Genomic DNA, 14,358 nt, shown 5'->3' on the forward strand with positions numbered 1-14,358 from the left:
TTTTTGTGAACTTACTTTTTATGTTCAAGGGTTGTGCTATTATAGTCAGTAATTTAACATACATTTATTATCTCCATTCACTTTTCTTCGGCAATGGGGATTGGAAGGGTACAAGCAATTAAGGGTATAAGCTTTGGTAAAGTAAAAGCGGTGTTTAGCAATGAGGAAGAGGTGGATTAAAAATGAAGGAAAACAATCAGGGAATCATCGAGGAATATGAAATCACGCCACATACATTAATGGTTTCGCCAATCAATTACGGCAGTAAAATATATGCCCGTATCGTTGAAATGGAGGACGAGTTCATATCCCCGTTTAAACCTTTGGAAATAATAAAGAAAAGCTGTGAGTTCTTCGGGTCAAGTTATGAAGGACTAAGAGTTATGAAAGTACCAAACAAGAGCTGAAACTTAGTAAAAGTCTAAGCCCTCAATAACAACCTCGCGTTCTTTATTGTTTATATAAATTCTTTTTATAAATATGTCAACCAACTGTTTCTTTTCTAAATCGTTTAAATGACCCCAGTTTTTTCTTACACTCTTCAAAGCCTGTATAGTTTCACTATAATCAATTTCAACAATTTTAACCTCGGCTTGTTCTAACTTCACTTTACAATCTTGTTCAAGAATTCTTTCTTCATCCATTCGTTTTCTAAAATCCTCATCAGAAATCATGTCATTACTCCAAGCATATTGCCATTTCTTTTTCCTGTTATCAATTTTTTCTAGATCCTTCTTTACTAAATCAATATCTATTCGTTGTTCTGATTGCGTTATAAGCTCAAAATTATTTGATACTTTTTCATAAGCTTTAGAGAAATCATAGTGATCGATGGTATCAATAAATGCTTTTTCAAGTTTGATTTCAGATATGTTGGGTATCCCTTTACACGCGCCCGTCTTTTTACGTAAGCAGCGATAATTCTTGTATGTCTCTTTAACCCCTGAGGCTAATGTACTGTAGACTTTGTATCCTACCAATGGATGACCACAGTTAGGGCATTTTATTTTACCAGAAAAATAATAATCATTTGCAATAACATTTCCTGGAGTTGTTCTTCTCTTCTCGATAGTCTTTTGTACTTTGTCCCATGTTGTCTCGTCAATTATAGGAGGTACAGAATTTTTTATTAATAATTCGGCCCAACGTATTGTACCCATATAAATAGGGTTTTTTAACAGCTGCATAAGTGGTGTATCACTCCAAGCGTTATTATCACGTGTGGTAATCCCTCGCTCATTCAAATATTTACATATTCGATTAGCACCAAATCCCTTATTTAAGTACAGATCTATAATCAGCCTTACAATCTTAGCTTCATCATCACGTATAGATAATTCGCTTGTTTTTAAATTTAAATTGTAACCAAATGGTCGTCGATTGTGAGCGTATTTTCCTTGTCTGACTTTTTCATAAATCCCCATGCGAACTCGTTCTCCTAAATTTTCTCTTTCCCATTGAGCCAGAGCAGCAACTATTGTAATAAACATACGTCCCATTGCTGTGGTTGTGTCATATACCTCTGTGGCGCTTTTGAATTTACAATTATGTTTCTCGAAAATTTCAAGCATTTTATACAAATCAAGTACGGATCTAGTGAAACGATCTAGTCGATAAACAAGTACACATTCTATTTTTCCGTCTTTTACATCTTGAATCATTTGCTGTAGCTGTGGTCGATTCATATCTTTCGCTGAAATACCTTCGTCCACATATGTGCCAGCAATATTCCAATCTTGAGCGATGCAGAACGCTTTTAGCCTCTGTTTTTGAGCAGATATTGAATAACCTTCTTTTGCTTGCTCTTCAGTTGAAACACGGATATATATAGCGGTTTTCACTAATATCACTCCTTAAAGGAAAAGGTGAGCCGTCGCCCACCATGATAATTAAACACCTAGCTAGAAATTTAATACTCGATAAAGTTTGTTTTTAGTTTTCCAATAATCCTAATATTCGAATCTGCTTTCAAAATCATCGGTTGATATTTGGGGTTTTCCGATTGTAAGAATAAAGAACCGTTGGTTCTATATATTCTTTTTAAGTAAGCTTCATCATCTACTAGGACCGCCATGATTTCACCATTCTCGAATGTTTCTTGCTTCTTAATAAGAAGTAAGTCTCCATCTTCAATACGCGCATTAATCATGCTATCTCCCTTTGCTCTTAAGAAGAAATGTTCCTCACTGGTAATCCAACTCTCGGGTACTTCCTTATACCCTTCAATGTCTTCATAGGCAAGAATTCCTGCACCGCAACTAATGCTACCTACTATAGGTAGTTTAATTAATTCGGAAAAGTTATATCTCGCCTGGGGCTCTGCTATTAAGAAAGATTTATCGGAATTCTTTTGTGTGGCCATATCATCTAAAACATCTGTAGAAATCCCTAGGCCTTTGCAAACTTTAATTACATTATCAACTGAAGCTTTACCGATACCTCTAGATAGCATTGATTGTAAAGTTGTAGGAGGAATACCTATCTTTTCAGCAAAAGCCCTTTTGCTGTATCCAGCTTCTTCTATTAGTTTAGTAATGATTTTAGCTTTTTCCACTTTCAATTCACCTCATTTCATTTCATTTCATTTCATATCTTAATAATATATACGTTATTCCGTATATGTAATTCCATTCTACAAGACTCAACTGCGTATGTAAATAGCTAAAAATACGCAATTTAGTCGAAAAATGTATAATTTTCGTTGACAGTGAACGTAATTGCGTTTATATTGTAAATAAGTTGAATGCAGTTGCGTTCACAGTAAAGGGGGTGAATATAATGTATATGAATCTGCGTGCAGAGATGGTCAGGTCGAATATTGATATGTTTGATATTGCAAAACATCTTTGCGTTCGTTACGCAACAGTTTGCGACAAAATGAACGGGAAATATCGTTTTTACTATGACGAAGCATTAGCTATTAAAAACATGTTTTTTCCTGATCATAGCCTAGAGTACTTATTTGAAAGTCAGGAAAATAAGACAGCAAATGAAAGAGGTGCCATTTTTGAAGGAGCCATCAGAAGAAGCAAAAGTGAAAGTATATGAATTCTTCTTAAAAACATCAGTCCCCCGCATTCTTGCTGAGGACCGTTTGAAGGGAGGTGGAAAAGTTGAAAATCAAATCCAAAGATTGGTTATCCATGACTAATGTAGACCGTTACATGAAAATTTATCGGGCTTATGTAAGAAGTCAATATAAGGGAGGTGGAGCAATTGGAAAGAAGGATTAAGTCTTTTGAGGTGACTGCTGAAGCAACCCATCCTTTTATTTATAACATTGAAGTTGGTAAGGAATTCGGTGGACAAACTGTGGATGACATTATTGAACACAATGGAGTTTTCAAATTATTTAATCAGAAGGACGAGCTTATCACAGAAATTAATTTACCTGTTGTTGGTGTGAAGTATGAATATCCTTCATACTCAATCAATTAAAATAGACCCCTGTTTGCAGACAGGAGTCCTGAAAATTGTACAACGCTTATAAGTATTCTATACATTTTTAAACTAAGTATGCAACAGGAGGATTAATAAATGTATTTCGAAACGAAGAAAAATACTGTTTTTAGTCCTACTAATCCTAAATTAGAAATTCTCTATAAAATCCTGGAGAAACATGAACCTGCTTTAGGTGGAAGCCACTTTTATGATGACCTAATTGAAATATATGTATCTCTTGAAAACGAATTGAAGGAGGAAAAACAATGAATTCATTACAGCAAATTGAGCTCATGGAAGTTGAAGAAATCCATTCACAGGAAACTAATTTTGAGATTACGGACATCAACAGCCTAAATTGGGCATTCCGTAAACTTACTGCTCTTAAGTCAAAGGAGAAGGAAATCAAGCAGCTGGCTAATTTGGAACGTGACCGTATTGCTGAATGGGAAAAAAGTGAACTTTCATCGATAACCAATAGCACCAGTTTTTTCGAATCACTTGTTACTTTGTATCATGCTAAACAATTGGCTGAGGATCCAAAGGCTAAAACTATCAGCACACCTTATGGCAAATCGAAAACTCGTAAGTCTAAGGAGACCCCTGATAAGGCAAATGAGGAAGTGATCCTTCAATATGTTATTAAAAACGAAATGGATGAATTCATTAAGAACAGTGTGAAGTGGGCGGATTTGAAGAAATCATTAAAGATAGTGGAAATTAGTGGTGAAAAGGTAGTTGTGGATGAGAACGGCCAGATTGTACCTGGAGTTATTGTTAAACCTGAGTCAACTTCTTATTTTGTTGAAGTATGACTCAGAATTAAAAGTTTCAAAGGGCTAGAGGAAAGGGTCAATAGTTAAAGGTTATTTAGATTGCAATAAAGACATAAAAATTAACTTGTCAAGCCTTTGGCTATATTGAATGGTTTCCCAATGAGTAAGACCTTTGTTTAGACCACAATGTACAAGTTTTTTTCTTAGAAACTTTATTTTTAAATCTATTAATTCCGTTTGGGATTTGAAATTACAGATAGTAGTGGCTCCTTTTAAATTCTTATGTGAATAACTAAGTCTATAGTATTACGAAATATGAATATTTGAAATAGTTTTGTCAAAAAAAGTGATATCTCGACAATTATTGTAATTTGTTAGTCCTTATTCACTATTAATTAATCTGAATCAACTAGATGTAACTATAAGAAATAAGTGTAAAGAAGGTGATTACGTGTTCCAAGTTACAGAAGCTGAACGTGAAAAGGAAAAGGCAGTCGTTGGCTTCATCGGCTGCAGTGGTTCTGGTAAGACAGTAAGTGCCCTGGTTGTTGCTTACGGAATGATGAAAGAAGCATATCCGAATGCCAGTGAATCTGAAATATGGCTAAAAGTTGGTGTAGTTGATACCGAACACAGGAGATCAAAATTATATGCCAACTTGCAAATAGGTGACATTCATATCGGTAAATTCAGACACATCGATTTTACACCGCCATTCACAACTGAACGATATCAAATGGCCGTTCAAACAATAAAGGCTGCAGGTGCAGAGGTAGTTATAGTAGATTCCATTTCTCACAATTGGATGGGTGAGGGCGGCATAGTAGAAACCCATGGGCAAATGTCCGGTAACTCATTTCAAAACTGGGGAAAGCTTGCACCTGAAACAACTAAGTTAATCAAAACACTTACGCAAAATGATGTTCATATCTTGGCTACTTTTCGGACCAAAACAGAGTATGTTGTGGAACCGAACAGTGAAGGGAAAATGGCACCAAGAAAAGTCGGTACCAAGCCTGTTCAAAAAGAAGAAATGGAATATGAGTTCATGCTCAACTTTGTAATTGATATTGATCATGTTGCTGATATATCCAAGGATAATACACAAATGTTTGAAGGTAAGCCACAGAAAATAACAGTTGATGTTGGCCGCAAGCTTTTCCGATGGCTCGAGCTGGGGATAGACGTAAAAGCCGAGGAAGAAGGGCGAAGAATTGACCTTATTGAACAGGTGAAGGCCATTGCATCCAGTAATGCTGAGGCTCAAAAGAAAGTAGAAGAATTTGAATTTAAAGCGAATATTAAACTCGCTGATTTTTCTATCAAACTAGCAAGTACAGCGCTTGAAAGATTAACAGAATTTAAATAATAGGAGGAATTATAAATGTTTAAAGTAGACCATACAAAAGGTGAATCAACATTCGAACAAATCAAGCCAGGTGAGTATGAAGCAATCGTTATTAATTACGAACAAAAGGTTGCTTCCACTGGGAAAAACATGCTTGTTGTAGATTATGAAATTCGTTCTGATGTAGAGCAACCGTGCCAAGGGCAAAAAATCCTTTTTGATAACTTCATTGTTTCTGACACCACTATGTGGAGATTCCAACAGGCTTCGGTAGCTGCACAGTTCCCTAATGGTATGGAGTTCGCGAACTACAAAGAATGGGCTGATACTTTCTTGAATAAACCTGTCCGTTTAGTTGTCGGTGAAAGAGAATATAACGGTAAAAAATTCGCAGAAGTTAAGGCACTTAAAGTTTCTGAAGTAAGCGCACCAAATACAACAATTACGATTTCTGACGATGATGTTCCATTTTAATCAACAAATTAATAGATTCAATGAATAGAGGGGAGCTTGATAGGCTCCCTTTTCAAAAGGGAGTAATCAAATGACACATCAATTTCACAATATACCTGTAGAGCTTAAAAACACTCCTCATTGGATCCTATGGCGAAAAGAAGAACGTGGGGGAAAAAGCACCAAGGTTCCATATCAAATAAATGGGGAGGTGGCTCAATCAAATAATAAACGCAGCTGGTCAACCTTCCCTTCAGCTATCAAGTTTTATGAAAAGGGTGGATATGACGGGATTGGCTTTATGTTTTCTAAGGATGATCCGTTTGTAGGGATAGATATAGATCATTGTGTGAATGAAGGGGCCCTTAATGAACTGGCTGAAGATGTTATTGAAACGGTCCAGAGCTATACGGAATATTCTCCGAGTGGAGAAGGCATTCATATTATTGCGAAAGGCAAGCTCCCGTTAAAGGGCCCGGGTACTGGCCGGAAAAACCCGGGGATTGGCTTAGAGGTGTATCGTCACGGTCGTTACTTCACCTTCACAGGGAATAGCCTGGGAGAAGTCCCAATTGTGGATCGTTCGGATGAATTAAAGGTTCTCTTTGATAAGTACCTGAAGGAAAAAGAGATGCCGGCTCCAAAAGCGAGGATAGAGCAGAGGGAAAGGGAAGACTTCAGAAGCCTTTCTAATGCCGATCTGTGGGAAAGAATGTTCAACAGTAAGAGTGGCGGCAACATTAAGGATTTGTTTCAAGGCCTCCTGATCAACGGGGACCACTCTTCCACAGATATGGCTTTGTGCAATCACTTGGCCTTCTGGACGGATAAGGACGCATCGAAAATGGACTCCATGTTTCGGGAATCAAGTCTTCTTCGTGAAAAATGGGATAAGCAGCATTCAGGAGATGGCCGTACATATGGACAAATGACAATTGAAACGGCCATTCTTGCTACTCCCTCGACCATATCTGATTTTGAACCGCCAGAAGAAAAGAAATATGAAATATACATTTCTGATGAACAAAGTGAAATTGAAGATACTGAAGAGATCATTGATAAGGCACCAAATTTTCATTTAACGGAATTAGGGAATGCTGAACGGATTGTTTATTACCATGGCGACAATATCCGGTACTGTAACGAACTGGAATGGCTCATATGGAACGGAAAGCAGTGGCAGGAGGATAGCAAAAGGAACATCGAAGCTCTTGCTGCTAAAACGCTTAGAGGGCTCTACCAGGAGTCAAAAACTGAGGAAGATCGATATCGTGCAAAGCAGCTTAATGATTGGGCAAAGAAGTGTGAAAAGCGTGCCATTCGAATAAATAGCATTTTGGATGTAAGGCCAATGGTCTCAATCAAAAAGAAAGACCTGGATGCTCATAAATTTCTTTTTAATTGTGATAACGGAGTCATTGACCTGAAAACTGGAGAATTGAGCCCTCATGATAGGGACCTGCTCTTTACTAAGATTTCTCCAATCGAATATAAGATAGATGCAAAATGTCCGAACTGGATTGGATTCTTAGAAAGTATTTTTTTAACTCCTGAAGGAAAGCCGGATCATGAGCTTATTGAATTTTTACAGAAGGCCATTGGATATTCATTTACTGGCGTTACAAAAGAGCAAATCATGTTTTTTCTTTTCGGTAATGGCCGGAATGGTAAATCAACATTTATAAATACAATCCAGGATCTACTTGGGGATTACGGTCGGCAGACAAACAGTGATACTTTCTTAAAAAAGAAAAATGACAGTGGAATCAATAATGATGTGGCCAGGCTGGACGGGGCCCGGTTTGTATCAGCCGTAGAGAGTGAGGAAGGGCAGCAACTGTCCGAATCATTGGTTAAGCAAATCACCGGTGGAGAGAAGATGTCCGCCCGTTTCCTTAGACAAGAATACTTTGAATTTACACCTGAGTTTAAAGTTTTCTTCACGACAAATCATAAGCCAATTATCAAAGGATCGGATGAAGGTATATGGAGAAGGATTAAATTAATTCCTTTCACTGTAACGATACCTAAAGACAAAATCGACTTCGATCTTCCGGATAAGTTAGCAAGGGAAATGCCCGGCATACTTCGTTGGGCTGTGGAAGGCTGCTTAAAATGGCAGGCTGATGGATTGGGTGAGCCTGATGCCGTGAGGGATGCAACAGAGGAATACAGACAAGACATGGATATCTTAGGACCCTTCATTGATGAAAATTGTTCAATTAAAGTAAATGCAAAAATTGAAGCTAAATCCTTATATGAGAATTACACAAAGTGGTGTTACCAGAATAACGAAATGGAATTAAAAAATCGTGTTTTTTATAGGCAGTTAGAAATTCGAGGATTTAAAAAGGAAAAAGGTGCAAAGAACAAAAACTTCATTCATGGAATCACCTTGAATCAATATGCAGGTGCTGGATTTTTACCAGATGATGAAGAAAGGGTTACTAAGGGGGTTACTAAACAGACACAGAAAAGTAACCCAAACAAGGTCACTCATATTACTAGAAAGAAGCTTTAAACCGTTGGTGTATAAGGGTTTAAGAGAATACTAGATTTTGGTTTTTATTGTTTGGTTACTTAGGGTTACTTATTTTCCCTGTTCACTCCCATGAAAAAATAAATAAAAAAATAATATATATATATAGGGATCTTTTACGAAAATGGGTAACACTTAGTAACCCTAGGGCTTAATCCCTTGTGGCTCTAAGGCTGAAGCGTGTTTAACTTTGTAACCCTTTTGTAACCCATGAAAAAGAGGTGTTTTATGCATCCAAAACAAATAATTGATGATTTCAAATCGTTAGGATCTCCCTTTGTTCTGGAAAATGACGAATTGTACATAGACAACCCAGAAAATATCTATCCAGAACTAGAAGACTTAGCCAAATCATATAAAGCTAGAATCGTTGCTTTCCTGCAAGGGAATTATTCTGACCAGGATCATGCAGTTAAGCAGACGATGGACAAGATTATTAAATTCTATTGTGGTATCGACCAGGATATGAACGGAAAAATAAATGATTGGTTAAATTATGATGCTGCTGGCACGGCAGCTGTTATGCAATTGCTAATCGATTTGAATAATAACGGCTGGGATAAGGTCACTGAGCCAATATGTAATTTTGAAAATGAAGTGACGGATAAACTATCCAAGGAAATTTTTAATCGTGCAATGTCGTACTTTAGGAGGCAGTAAATGTCGGCCATACATTATAGATATTCCGACAAGGAATTAGAACAGATCCTGGGAACACTTGAAATCATTGTGGATACCAGGGAGCAAAAAAACCAACATGTACTTGATTATTTTAGAAAGAAAAATGTTCCTTTCAAAATAAGGACAATGAAAACAGCCGATTACTCTGCAATGATTCCTAAAAATATTGAAATGGGAATCACCAGGGACATATACCTGGCCGCAGGTATTGAACGAAAAAATGGAGGACCGGAACCGGTTTGAAAATGAATTGATTAGGGCCTCCAAAAATCCATTCGTCATGATTGTGGAAGACCTGGAAGGCTATCAAAAAATATTGAATGGATTGTACCGGAGTAAATACGAACCTAAAGCGCTGCTGGGAAGCTTGAAGACATTTGAGGTTAGATATAACTTCTCAACTGTTTTCTTAGCTCCTGGTGCCACAGGGAACTATATTTTCCATCATTTTTACTATATGACTCGAGAATTACTGAAAAAAGGATTTATCTAAACTGTGAAAGGATGAAGACTTATGAACGGACAAATATATAAAGCTTTCTGTCCAGCTTGTAAGTTTGTTGTGTATTCAGGGAAGCGTCAACGCCTAAATAATTATAAATTTTCTTGTACGTGCGGCTGTCATTTTGTACTAGATATTAATTTTGCTAGAAAGGATTGAACTATGTACTTACGTAAAAGAGTAGAACTTGAAAAAGATTTTTATAAAAATGAACTTTTGAAAATGGGGTATTTCAAAACGCCGGAAGGATTGCAGCTATATGAGTTAACTTTGAGCGAATTGGAGGATATCTATAAAGCTGAAAAAGCGAGGGGAAGACATGATTAATAAAATTCAACCAGTTATTATCAGACGCCAAAGGAAGCATGAAGCTGAACAAGCCATCAAGGATTTATTAGTGAGGGGATTTGTGGTTATCTCTCCTCTTAAACAGAAAGTCTACAATCTGAAGTGCTTCATAATCTCACATTCGAGCAAAGGCGATTCCGAGTAGAAGATTTCTCTTCTCCTCGGTTTGCTAAGTTGATGAGAATCGTACCGTAGACACAAACTTTGCAATAAGTTAAAAAGTTGAAATAAAAAAGACCCTATTCAGGTTCCGAAGGTTGTGATCGATTTATGAATTCTCTAATTTCATCAATAGATATACCTAACTCTCGGGCATATAATATCAATTCTACCCAATCCTTATCTAAGTCTTTTTCGATAAATAAAGAATTTGACATGTTCCCTCTCATATATAAGGTATCCTAATCTTTTTATAGTCTTTATATGGTTATATTACCTTATATTTACGATACCATAATTTTAAAGGACGTTGAACAACATCTATTAGACACTTTTTTTTACCCTTCGACATTAATTGTCGAAATTAGTTAGAAACTGTTTGATACCACGACACAAAAAAGTAACTATCCTGGAAACAAGAATAGTTACACAAATCTATCAACTAAGAGTCTATTTACAAATTGCCCTTAAAATGTAGGAAGGATTTGCAAGTAGTACAAGTTACTTTTGACAGGGGTCTGAATTTAATCTGTCTTAAAGTGTTTCTTGAAAAATTATTAAACGAAAAATATTCAATGTTACATTCACATTGACTTTTATTTTTCACAATATGGATATCATTAGAATTAATTTGGATGGTTGGAAAATACAAATAATTACCTCACTTCTGAATGTTAAGAATAAGGGATAATTTTATCATCATAACGGATTAACCCACAACAGGAATATATATCCATTGTTTGAATCTTTGGAGAAGTAGTACACAGTTCGATTAAACAGGGAGGTAAGCATATATGGGTTATTCCTGAGAAGAACAAGAAACTTCATTGGTTTTTGACAACAGTACAGGCAAGTGGACCATTTACTCTACTGTGCCAAAACACATTCGAAAACTCTCTAATTTAACAGAGTTATTCGTCATAGAATCCGAGGATGATGGACCGATAGCCGTTAAGGGAACTTTAACGGAAAAACAGGTCAGTATGAAAAAAGAACGGGTCTATACAGATGAACAAAGGGAAAGAGCAGCCGAAAGACTTTCTAAGGCTAGAAACGCCCTATAAACAAAGGAAAACTTTTATTAACTCTCTATAATGGACTAGTTAGTCCACTTATACATTCAATCAAAAATAACGGTTATTAATAGGAGGAATTATCAATGGCAAAAGTACAACTTAATCAAAAGGAACAACATTACGCAGATACTCGGGAGCAAGCAGAGGAAATTGTTTCAGCTGCTAAAGAAAATGACAACCTTCAAATGCACAAAATCACAGAGAAATATAACAAGTACGGTCAGTATTTCTTAATCGATTTAACATACGCTTATCAAACTCCTAAAGAAGTAATGGAAAGCAGTCCACAAAAAGATAATGCGCCAGACGGTCAAATGAGTATTGATGATCATGAAGGCATTGAGTATTCTGTGGACGGCAATGGGACAGTGAATGTTCCAGATGATCAACTTGAATCAGAAGATGAAGCAATCAATCAGTAATTATCTGCCCTGAGCTTAGGCTTGGGGTGTTTTTAAGAAATGGGGGATACAATGAGCTTTAAATTACCTGAATTAGATCGGAATGCTACGCAGTCAGCTGTGGAGTCTCATTTGGAAATATATCGCCTATATAAATACTTAATCTTTGAAGAGCGAGAAGCATCGGTAACAGCAAGCTCAGAAGTACGTTATCATGGCCCAACTAATCAGACTAGTGATCAGACAGGTGATATTGCCATCTATAATGCGGATCAACAAAGATATCAAAAAGATTATTGTGAACGTACTGAATGGGCTGTAAGACGATTGCCTAAAATGGAGAGATTTTTAATTGAAGAACGTTACATGTCTCAGGACAGCGATTATATAAATGATTTTCAGGTGTACTGTTTTAAATTCCAGCCTGCAATTAGCCATGTCACTTATGGAAAGATTAGATGGAAAGCCTTCTATCGCTTGGCTTTAACGCTTAATCTTGCTGTAACCGTAGGGAGTTAGTTTCAAAAATGTTTCAAAAAACTTTCAAGATTATTTAGAAATATTTTCATATAACTTTCATTCATTTGGATTTAGACATGGTAAATTTATATCATCGGGAATAAAGAAAAGGGGCGGCACTCAAATTACGAGTGTCGTTTTTTGTGTGGGAAAAGAAGGAAATACAGGCCTTTTGTCGAATAATAGGGTGGAAGGAGGTTCTTGTTTTGTCAAATCATAAAATATTTAACGTCAAACATTATTTGGTTAGTATTGAGTATGAAGGTAATGTTACAAGGTTTTGGGATGTTTATATCGCTTCAAATGGAGAAGAATACTATGGGAAAGCTGAAATGGTGAATGACAAAGGTGGAATGAATTTTATACCATGGCTTCAGTTAGAAAATAAAGATGTGAACCTATTAGACGAGCTTTTACCTATTTTGAAAAAGGCATATTAAATTCTGAGAATTTCTTTGGGAGTTCTTTATTTTTTGGAGAAAGCAGGTGAGTTGATGGTATTTAGAACACCAACAGCTAGGGTTCGTCAGAATAACGAGCAGCTTGAAACCATTAATAAATGTGACCATTTATATAGAGAATTTAGAACAGAATGCATGAACGGTAATGTATATAGGGAGTTTTTCCAATGTCAGAAGTCTTGGATATATCAGTTAAAGGAATGTCATGAAATCAAGGGCACTCATTCATTGGGTGCTTTTTATTTGCGGGAAATTAACTTTTTTTGAACGTATAAGCAAAAAGAAGTGGAAGAATGAAATAATAGAACTAAACTAACTGTTTCCTATCAATTTTATAATTTAGAAAAAGCACTAACCTTTGAGTCAGTGCTTTTTTGTGTTTGTGATGGCTATTCAGTTAATGTTATCTATACCAGTATCCTGAATAAACAGTTCCATTTGCATATGAATAAGACGAATCAGTATAAAAAGTTACCTTTATTCTAGTTTTAGCATTTTTTTTCGATACATTTGTAAATGTTCTACTTGAAGGGCTGAAAAAATCTATGTAACCAGTCCGAGTTCCAATTGTTTGATAGCTTCCATTTACATATCTTTGCAAATCCATTTTCCAATATTCCTTACCATAAGACATAAATCCAGATGGTCCAATTGATCCAATTACATTGTCACCTGAATCTTTCCCACATACTTTAAAAGTTTTATTATACCCTGAACCTGAAGAAGTATCATTACAACCCGATGCTGCTGATGCACTTGGTGTAAATGTAAATAGTCCAGTAATCCCTATTACTGAGATCAACATGACAATATACATTTTTTTGATGACTTTTTTCATTTTTTAACACTCCTTGAATAATTTTCTAATACCAGAACCATAGTATCATATGTTAGAAAATATTACATGTAATTGTATGAAAATAGGTATTTTTTCCTAATTTTTATGAGGTTAGAATATACTAAAGAAGGTCTTGATGAAGCATGTAAAGTATTTGTTTTTAAAAGTGAATGATAAGGAGTGAGCAGGGATGGAGAAAGGTAAAGTAAACATTGCTGTTGATATGGATACGGATAGGCTTCAATTAAAGCTTAGAGTTGTCCCGAATGCGAGGAACGATAAAGGATAATGACTGAGTACAAGACAGAAGCACAGAAGAAGAAGTTTTATCGGTCAGGTGATTGGGAAACGTTAAGGCAGCAGGCATTGGATAGAGACAATCGAGAATGCCAACAGTGTAAGCGAGAAGGAAAGGTACATGTGGACTCAATCAAAGTAGAGGGAGAACGAAAGAGTGTGGAGCTCAACGTCCATCATAAGTATGAGATTGAACACTATCCAAAGTTAGCTTTGGTATTAGACAACCTTGAAACCTTATGTCTTCAATGTCATAACAAGATGCATGATCGTGTGTTTGGTGAACAGAAAAAGAAACGTTGGGATGATGAGATGTGGTGAAGATGTTTTATGTTTGTATGGTTTGCGAAGAAGTTTTCGAAAGTGATAGAAAGCCAGGAAAGATTGAAGAAGAATGGAGCAATCCTGCTTTGTGTCCTACTTGTAACAGTGATGAAGTTCGGGAAGCATCAACAATTGAAACGAACCGGTTTCTAAAAAAAGAATAACACCCCCCGCCAAATTTTTTTGGCTTTTTTA

Annotated in this window: 22 protein-coding genes and 1 pseudogene; 18 read left to right on the forward strand and 5 right to left on the reverse strand. The window is 36.2% G+C overall.

The window, feature by feature from the left end; genetic code table 11:
• The first annotated feature begins 182 nt into the window (after window positions 1-182).
• A complete protein-coding gene (locus OSJ91_RS06555; protein WP_485891252.1) occupies window positions 183-407 on the forward strand; it encodes a competence protein ComK in 225 nt (74 codons plus the stop codon).
• A gap of 3 nt (window positions 408-410) precedes the next feature.
• On the opposite strand, the gene OSJ91_RS06560 is transcribed toward OSJ91_RS06555, so the two are convergent.
• Together OSJ91_RS06560 and lexA are read right to left on the reverse strand one after the other, a co-directional pair.
• Window positions 411-1,841 carry a recombinase family protein gene (locus tag OSJ91_RS06560; protein ID WP_485891253.1) on the reverse strand — a complete coding sequence of 477 codons (1,431 nt, stop codon included), beginning with the start codon at window positions 1,839-1,841 and terminating at the stop codon, window positions 411-413.
• A gap of 68 nt (window positions 1,842-1,909) precedes the next feature.
• Window positions 1,910-2,554 carry a transcriptional repressor LexA gene (gene lexA, locus OSJ91_RS06565; RefSeq protein WP_485891254.1) on the reverse strand — a complete coding sequence of 215 codons (645 nt, stop codon included), beginning with the start codon at window positions 2,552-2,554 and terminating at the stop codon, window positions 1,910-1,912.
• 224 nt (window positions 2,555-2,778) lie between these two features.
• Between lexA and OSJ91_RS06570 the strand changes: the two genes are divergently transcribed.
• The 4 genes from OSJ91_RS06570 to OSJ91_RS06585 all read left to right on the forward strand — a co-directional run bounded on the left by OSJ91_RS06570 (window position 2,779) and on the right by OSJ91_RS06585 (window position 4,256).
• Window positions 2,779-3,048, forward strand: coding sequence for a hypothetical protein (locus tag OSJ91_RS06570; RefSeq protein WP_485891255.1), 270 nt, complete (start codon window positions 2,779-2,781; stop codon window positions 3,046-3,048).
• A 168-nt stretch (window positions 3,049-3,216) separates the two neighbouring features.
• A complete protein-coding gene (locus OSJ91_RS06575) occupies window positions 3,217-3,438 on the forward strand; it encodes a hypothetical protein (protein ID WP_485891256.1) in 222 nt (73 codons plus the stop codon).
• A gap of 99 nt (window positions 3,439-3,537) precedes the next feature.
• Window positions 3,538-3,711 (forward strand): hypothetical protein, encoded by a 174-nt coding sequence (locus OSJ91_RS06580; RefSeq protein ID WP_485891257.1) that lies wholly within the window; start codon window positions 3,538-3,540, stop codon window positions 3,709-3,711.
• On the forward strand, window positions 3,708-4,256 hold the full coding sequence (locus OSJ91_RS06585; protein ID WP_485891258.1) for a host-nuclease inhibitor Gam family protein: 549 nt from the start codon (window positions 3,708-3,710) through the stop codon (window positions 4,254-4,256). The genes OSJ91_RS06580 and OSJ91_RS06585 overlap by 4 nt, the downstream gene beginning before the upstream one ends.
• A gap of 51 nt (window positions 4,257-4,307) precedes the next feature.
• Here OSJ91_RS06585 and OSJ91_RS06590 read toward each other — a convergent pair whose 3' ends face one another.
• A complete protein-coding gene (locus tag OSJ91_RS06590) occupies window positions 4,308-4,475 on the reverse strand; it encodes an aspartyl-phosphate phosphatase Spo0E family protein (protein WP_485891860.1) in 168 nt (55 codons plus the stop codon).
• 193 nt (window positions 4,476-4,668) lie between these two features.
• Here OSJ91_RS06590 and OSJ91_RS06595 point away from each other — a divergent pair, with 193 nt between their 5' ends.
• The 6 genes and pseudogenes from OSJ91_RS06595 to OSJ91_RS06620 all read left to right on the forward strand — a co-directional run bounded on the left by OSJ91_RS06595 (window position 4,669) and on the right by OSJ91_RS06620 (window position 10,067).
• Entirely contained in the window at window positions 4,669-5,586 is a 918-nt protein-coding gene (locus tag OSJ91_RS06595; RefSeq protein WP_485891259.1) for an AAA family ATPase, read from the forward strand.
• 15 nt (window positions 5,587-5,601) lie between these two features.
• Entirely contained in the window at window positions 5,602-6,039 is a 438-nt protein-coding gene (locus OSJ91_RS06600; RefSeq protein WP_485891260.1) for a DUF669 domain-containing protein, read from the forward strand.
• 70 nt (window positions 6,040-6,109) lie between these two features.
• Window positions 6,110-8,539, forward strand: coding sequence for a phage/plasmid primase, P4 family (locus OSJ91_RS06605; protein ID WP_485891261.1), 2,430 nt, complete (start codon window positions 6,110-6,112; stop codon window positions 8,537-8,539).
• 246 nt (window positions 8,540-8,785) lie between these two features.
• Window positions 8,786-9,217 (forward strand): hypothetical protein, encoded by a 432-nt coding sequence (locus OSJ91_RS06610; RefSeq protein ID WP_350300618.1) that lies wholly within the window; start codon window positions 8,786-8,788, stop codon window positions 9,215-9,217.
• Window positions 9,218-9,731, forward strand: a pseudogene (locus OSJ91_RS06615) (ERCC4 domain-containing protein).
• Window positions 9,732-9,902: 171 nt separating this feature from the next.
• Window positions 9,903-10,067, forward strand: a complete 165-nt coding sequence (locus OSJ91_RS06620) for a Fur-regulated basic protein FbpA (protein ID WP_485891262.1) — start codon at window positions 9,903-9,905, stop codon at window positions 10,065-10,067.
• A 260-nt stretch (window positions 10,068-10,327) separates the two neighbouring features.
• Here OSJ91_RS06620 and OSJ91_RS06625 read toward each other — a convergent pair whose 3' ends face one another.
• Complete coding sequence (locus tag OSJ91_RS06625) at window positions 10,328-10,477, reverse strand: anti-repressor SinI family protein (RefSeq protein ID WP_485891263.1); 150 nt, start codon at window positions 10,475-10,477, stop codon at window positions 10,328-10,330.
• 597 nt (window positions 10,478-11,074) lie between these two features.
• On the opposite strand from OSJ91_RS06625, the gene OSJ91_RS06630 reads away from it, so the two are divergent.
• The 5 genes from OSJ91_RS06630 to OSJ91_RS06650 all read left to right on the forward strand — a co-directional run bounded on the left by OSJ91_RS06630 (window position 11,075) and on the right by OSJ91_RS06650 (window position 12,971).
• Window positions 11,075-11,311: a hypothetical protein gene (locus tag OSJ91_RS06630; protein WP_350300614.1), complete on the forward strand. Its 237-nt coding sequence runs from the start codon at window positions 11,075-11,077 to the stop codon at window positions 11,309-11,311.
• A gap of 95 nt (window positions 11,312-11,406) precedes the next feature.
• Window positions 11,407-11,745: an organic solvent tolerance protein OstA gene (locus OSJ91_RS06635; protein WP_485891264.1), complete on the forward strand. Its 339-nt coding sequence runs from the start codon at window positions 11,407-11,409 to the stop codon at window positions 11,743-11,745.
• Window positions 11,746-11,796: 51 nt separating this feature from the next.
• A complete protein-coding gene (locus tag OSJ91_RS06640; RefSeq protein ID WP_350300612.1) occupies window positions 11,797-12,243 on the forward strand; it encodes an ArpU family phage packaging/lysis transcriptional regulator in 447 nt (148 codons plus the stop codon).
• A 206-nt stretch (window positions 12,244-12,449) separates the two neighbouring features.
• A complete protein-coding gene (locus OSJ91_RS06645; protein ID WP_485891265.1) occupies window positions 12,450-12,683 on the forward strand; it encodes a hypothetical protein in 234 nt (77 codons plus the stop codon).
• Window positions 12,684-12,716: 33 nt separating this feature from the next.
• Window positions 12,717-12,971: a hypothetical protein gene (locus tag OSJ91_RS06650; protein WP_485891266.1), complete on the forward strand. Its 255-nt coding sequence runs from the start codon at window positions 12,717-12,719 to the stop codon at window positions 12,969-12,971.
• 136 nt (window positions 12,972-13,107) lie between these two features.
• Here OSJ91_RS06650 and OSJ91_RS06655 read toward each other — a convergent pair whose 3' ends face one another.
• Window positions 13,108-13,542 (reverse strand): hypothetical protein, encoded by a 435-nt coding sequence (locus OSJ91_RS06655; RefSeq protein ID WP_485891267.1) that lies wholly within the window; start codon window positions 13,540-13,542, stop codon window positions 13,108-13,110.
• A 288-nt stretch (window positions 13,543-13,830) separates the two neighbouring features.
• Between OSJ91_RS06655 and OSJ91_RS06660 the strand changes: the two genes are divergently transcribed.
• Window positions 13,831-14,160, forward strand: coding sequence for an HNH endonuclease (locus tag OSJ91_RS06660; RefSeq protein WP_485891268.1), 330 nt, complete (start codon window positions 13,831-13,833; stop codon window positions 14,158-14,160).
• The gene (locus tag OSJ91_RS06665; RefSeq protein ID WP_485891269.1) at window positions 14,154-14,327 is read left to right on the forward strand and encodes a hypothetical protein; all 174 of its coding nucleotides are present in this window, start codon (window positions 14,154-14,156) and stop codon (window positions 14,325-14,327) included. The genes OSJ91_RS06660 and OSJ91_RS06665 overlap by 7 nt, the downstream gene beginning before the upstream one ends.
• The last annotated feature ends 31 nt before the right edge of the window (window positions 14,328-14,358 follow it).

This window comes from Bacillus sp. T-10(2022), assembly GCF_056502895.1.

Excerpts from the sequence above, each read along its gene's own strand:
- OSJ91_RS06555 (WP_485891252.1), top strand. The coding sequence starts at position 183 with ATGAAGGAAAACAATCAGGGAATCATCGAGGAATATGAAATCACGCCA.
- OSJ91_RS06570 (WP_485891255.1), top strand. The coding sequence starts at position 2,779 with ATGTATATGAATCTGCGTGCAGAGATGGTCAGGTCGAATATTGATATG.
- OSJ91_RS06580 (WP_485891257.1), top strand. The coding sequence starts at position 3,538 with ATGTATTTCGAAACGAAGAAAAATACTGTTTTTAGTCCTACTAATCCT.
- OSJ91_RS06585 (WP_485891258.1), top strand. The coding sequence starts at position 3,708 with ATGAATTCATTACAGCAAATTGAGCTCATGGAAGTTGAAGAAATCCAT.
- OSJ91_RS06600 (WP_485891260.1), top strand. The coding sequence starts at position 5,602 with ATGTTTAAAGTAGACCATACAAAAGGTGAATCAACATTCGAACAAATC.
- OSJ91_RS06605 (WP_485891261.1), top strand. The coding sequence starts at position 6,110 with ATGACACATCAATTTCACAATATACCTGTAGAGCTTAAAAACACTCCT.
- OSJ91_RS06610 (WP_350300618.1), top strand. The coding sequence starts at position 8,786 with ATGCATCCAAAACAAATAATTGATGATTTCAAATCGTTAGGATCTCCC.
- OSJ91_RS06620 (WP_485891262.1), top strand. The coding sequence starts at position 9,903 with ATGTACTTACGTAAAAGAGTAGAACTTGAAAAAGATTTTTATAAAAAT.
- OSJ91_RS06625 (WP_485891263.1), bottom strand. The coding sequence starts at position 10,477 with ATGAGAGGGAACATGTCAAATTCTTTATTTATCGAAAAAGACTTAGAT.
- OSJ91_RS06635 (WP_485891264.1), top strand. The coding sequence starts at position 11,407 with ATGGCAAAAGTACAACTTAATCAAAAGGAACAACATTACGCAGATACT.
- OSJ91_RS06640 (WP_350300612.1), top strand. The coding sequence starts at position 11,797 with ATGAGCTTTAAATTACCTGAATTAGATCGGAATGCTACGCAGTCAGCT.
- OSJ91_RS06655 (WP_485891267.1), bottom strand. The coding sequence starts at position 13,542 with ATGAAAAAAGTCATCAAAAAAATGTATATTGTCATGTTGATCTCAGTA.
- OSJ91_RS06660 (WP_485891268.1), top strand. The coding sequence starts at position 13,831 with ATGACTGAGTACAAGACAGAAGCACAGAAGAAGAAGTTTTATCGGTCA.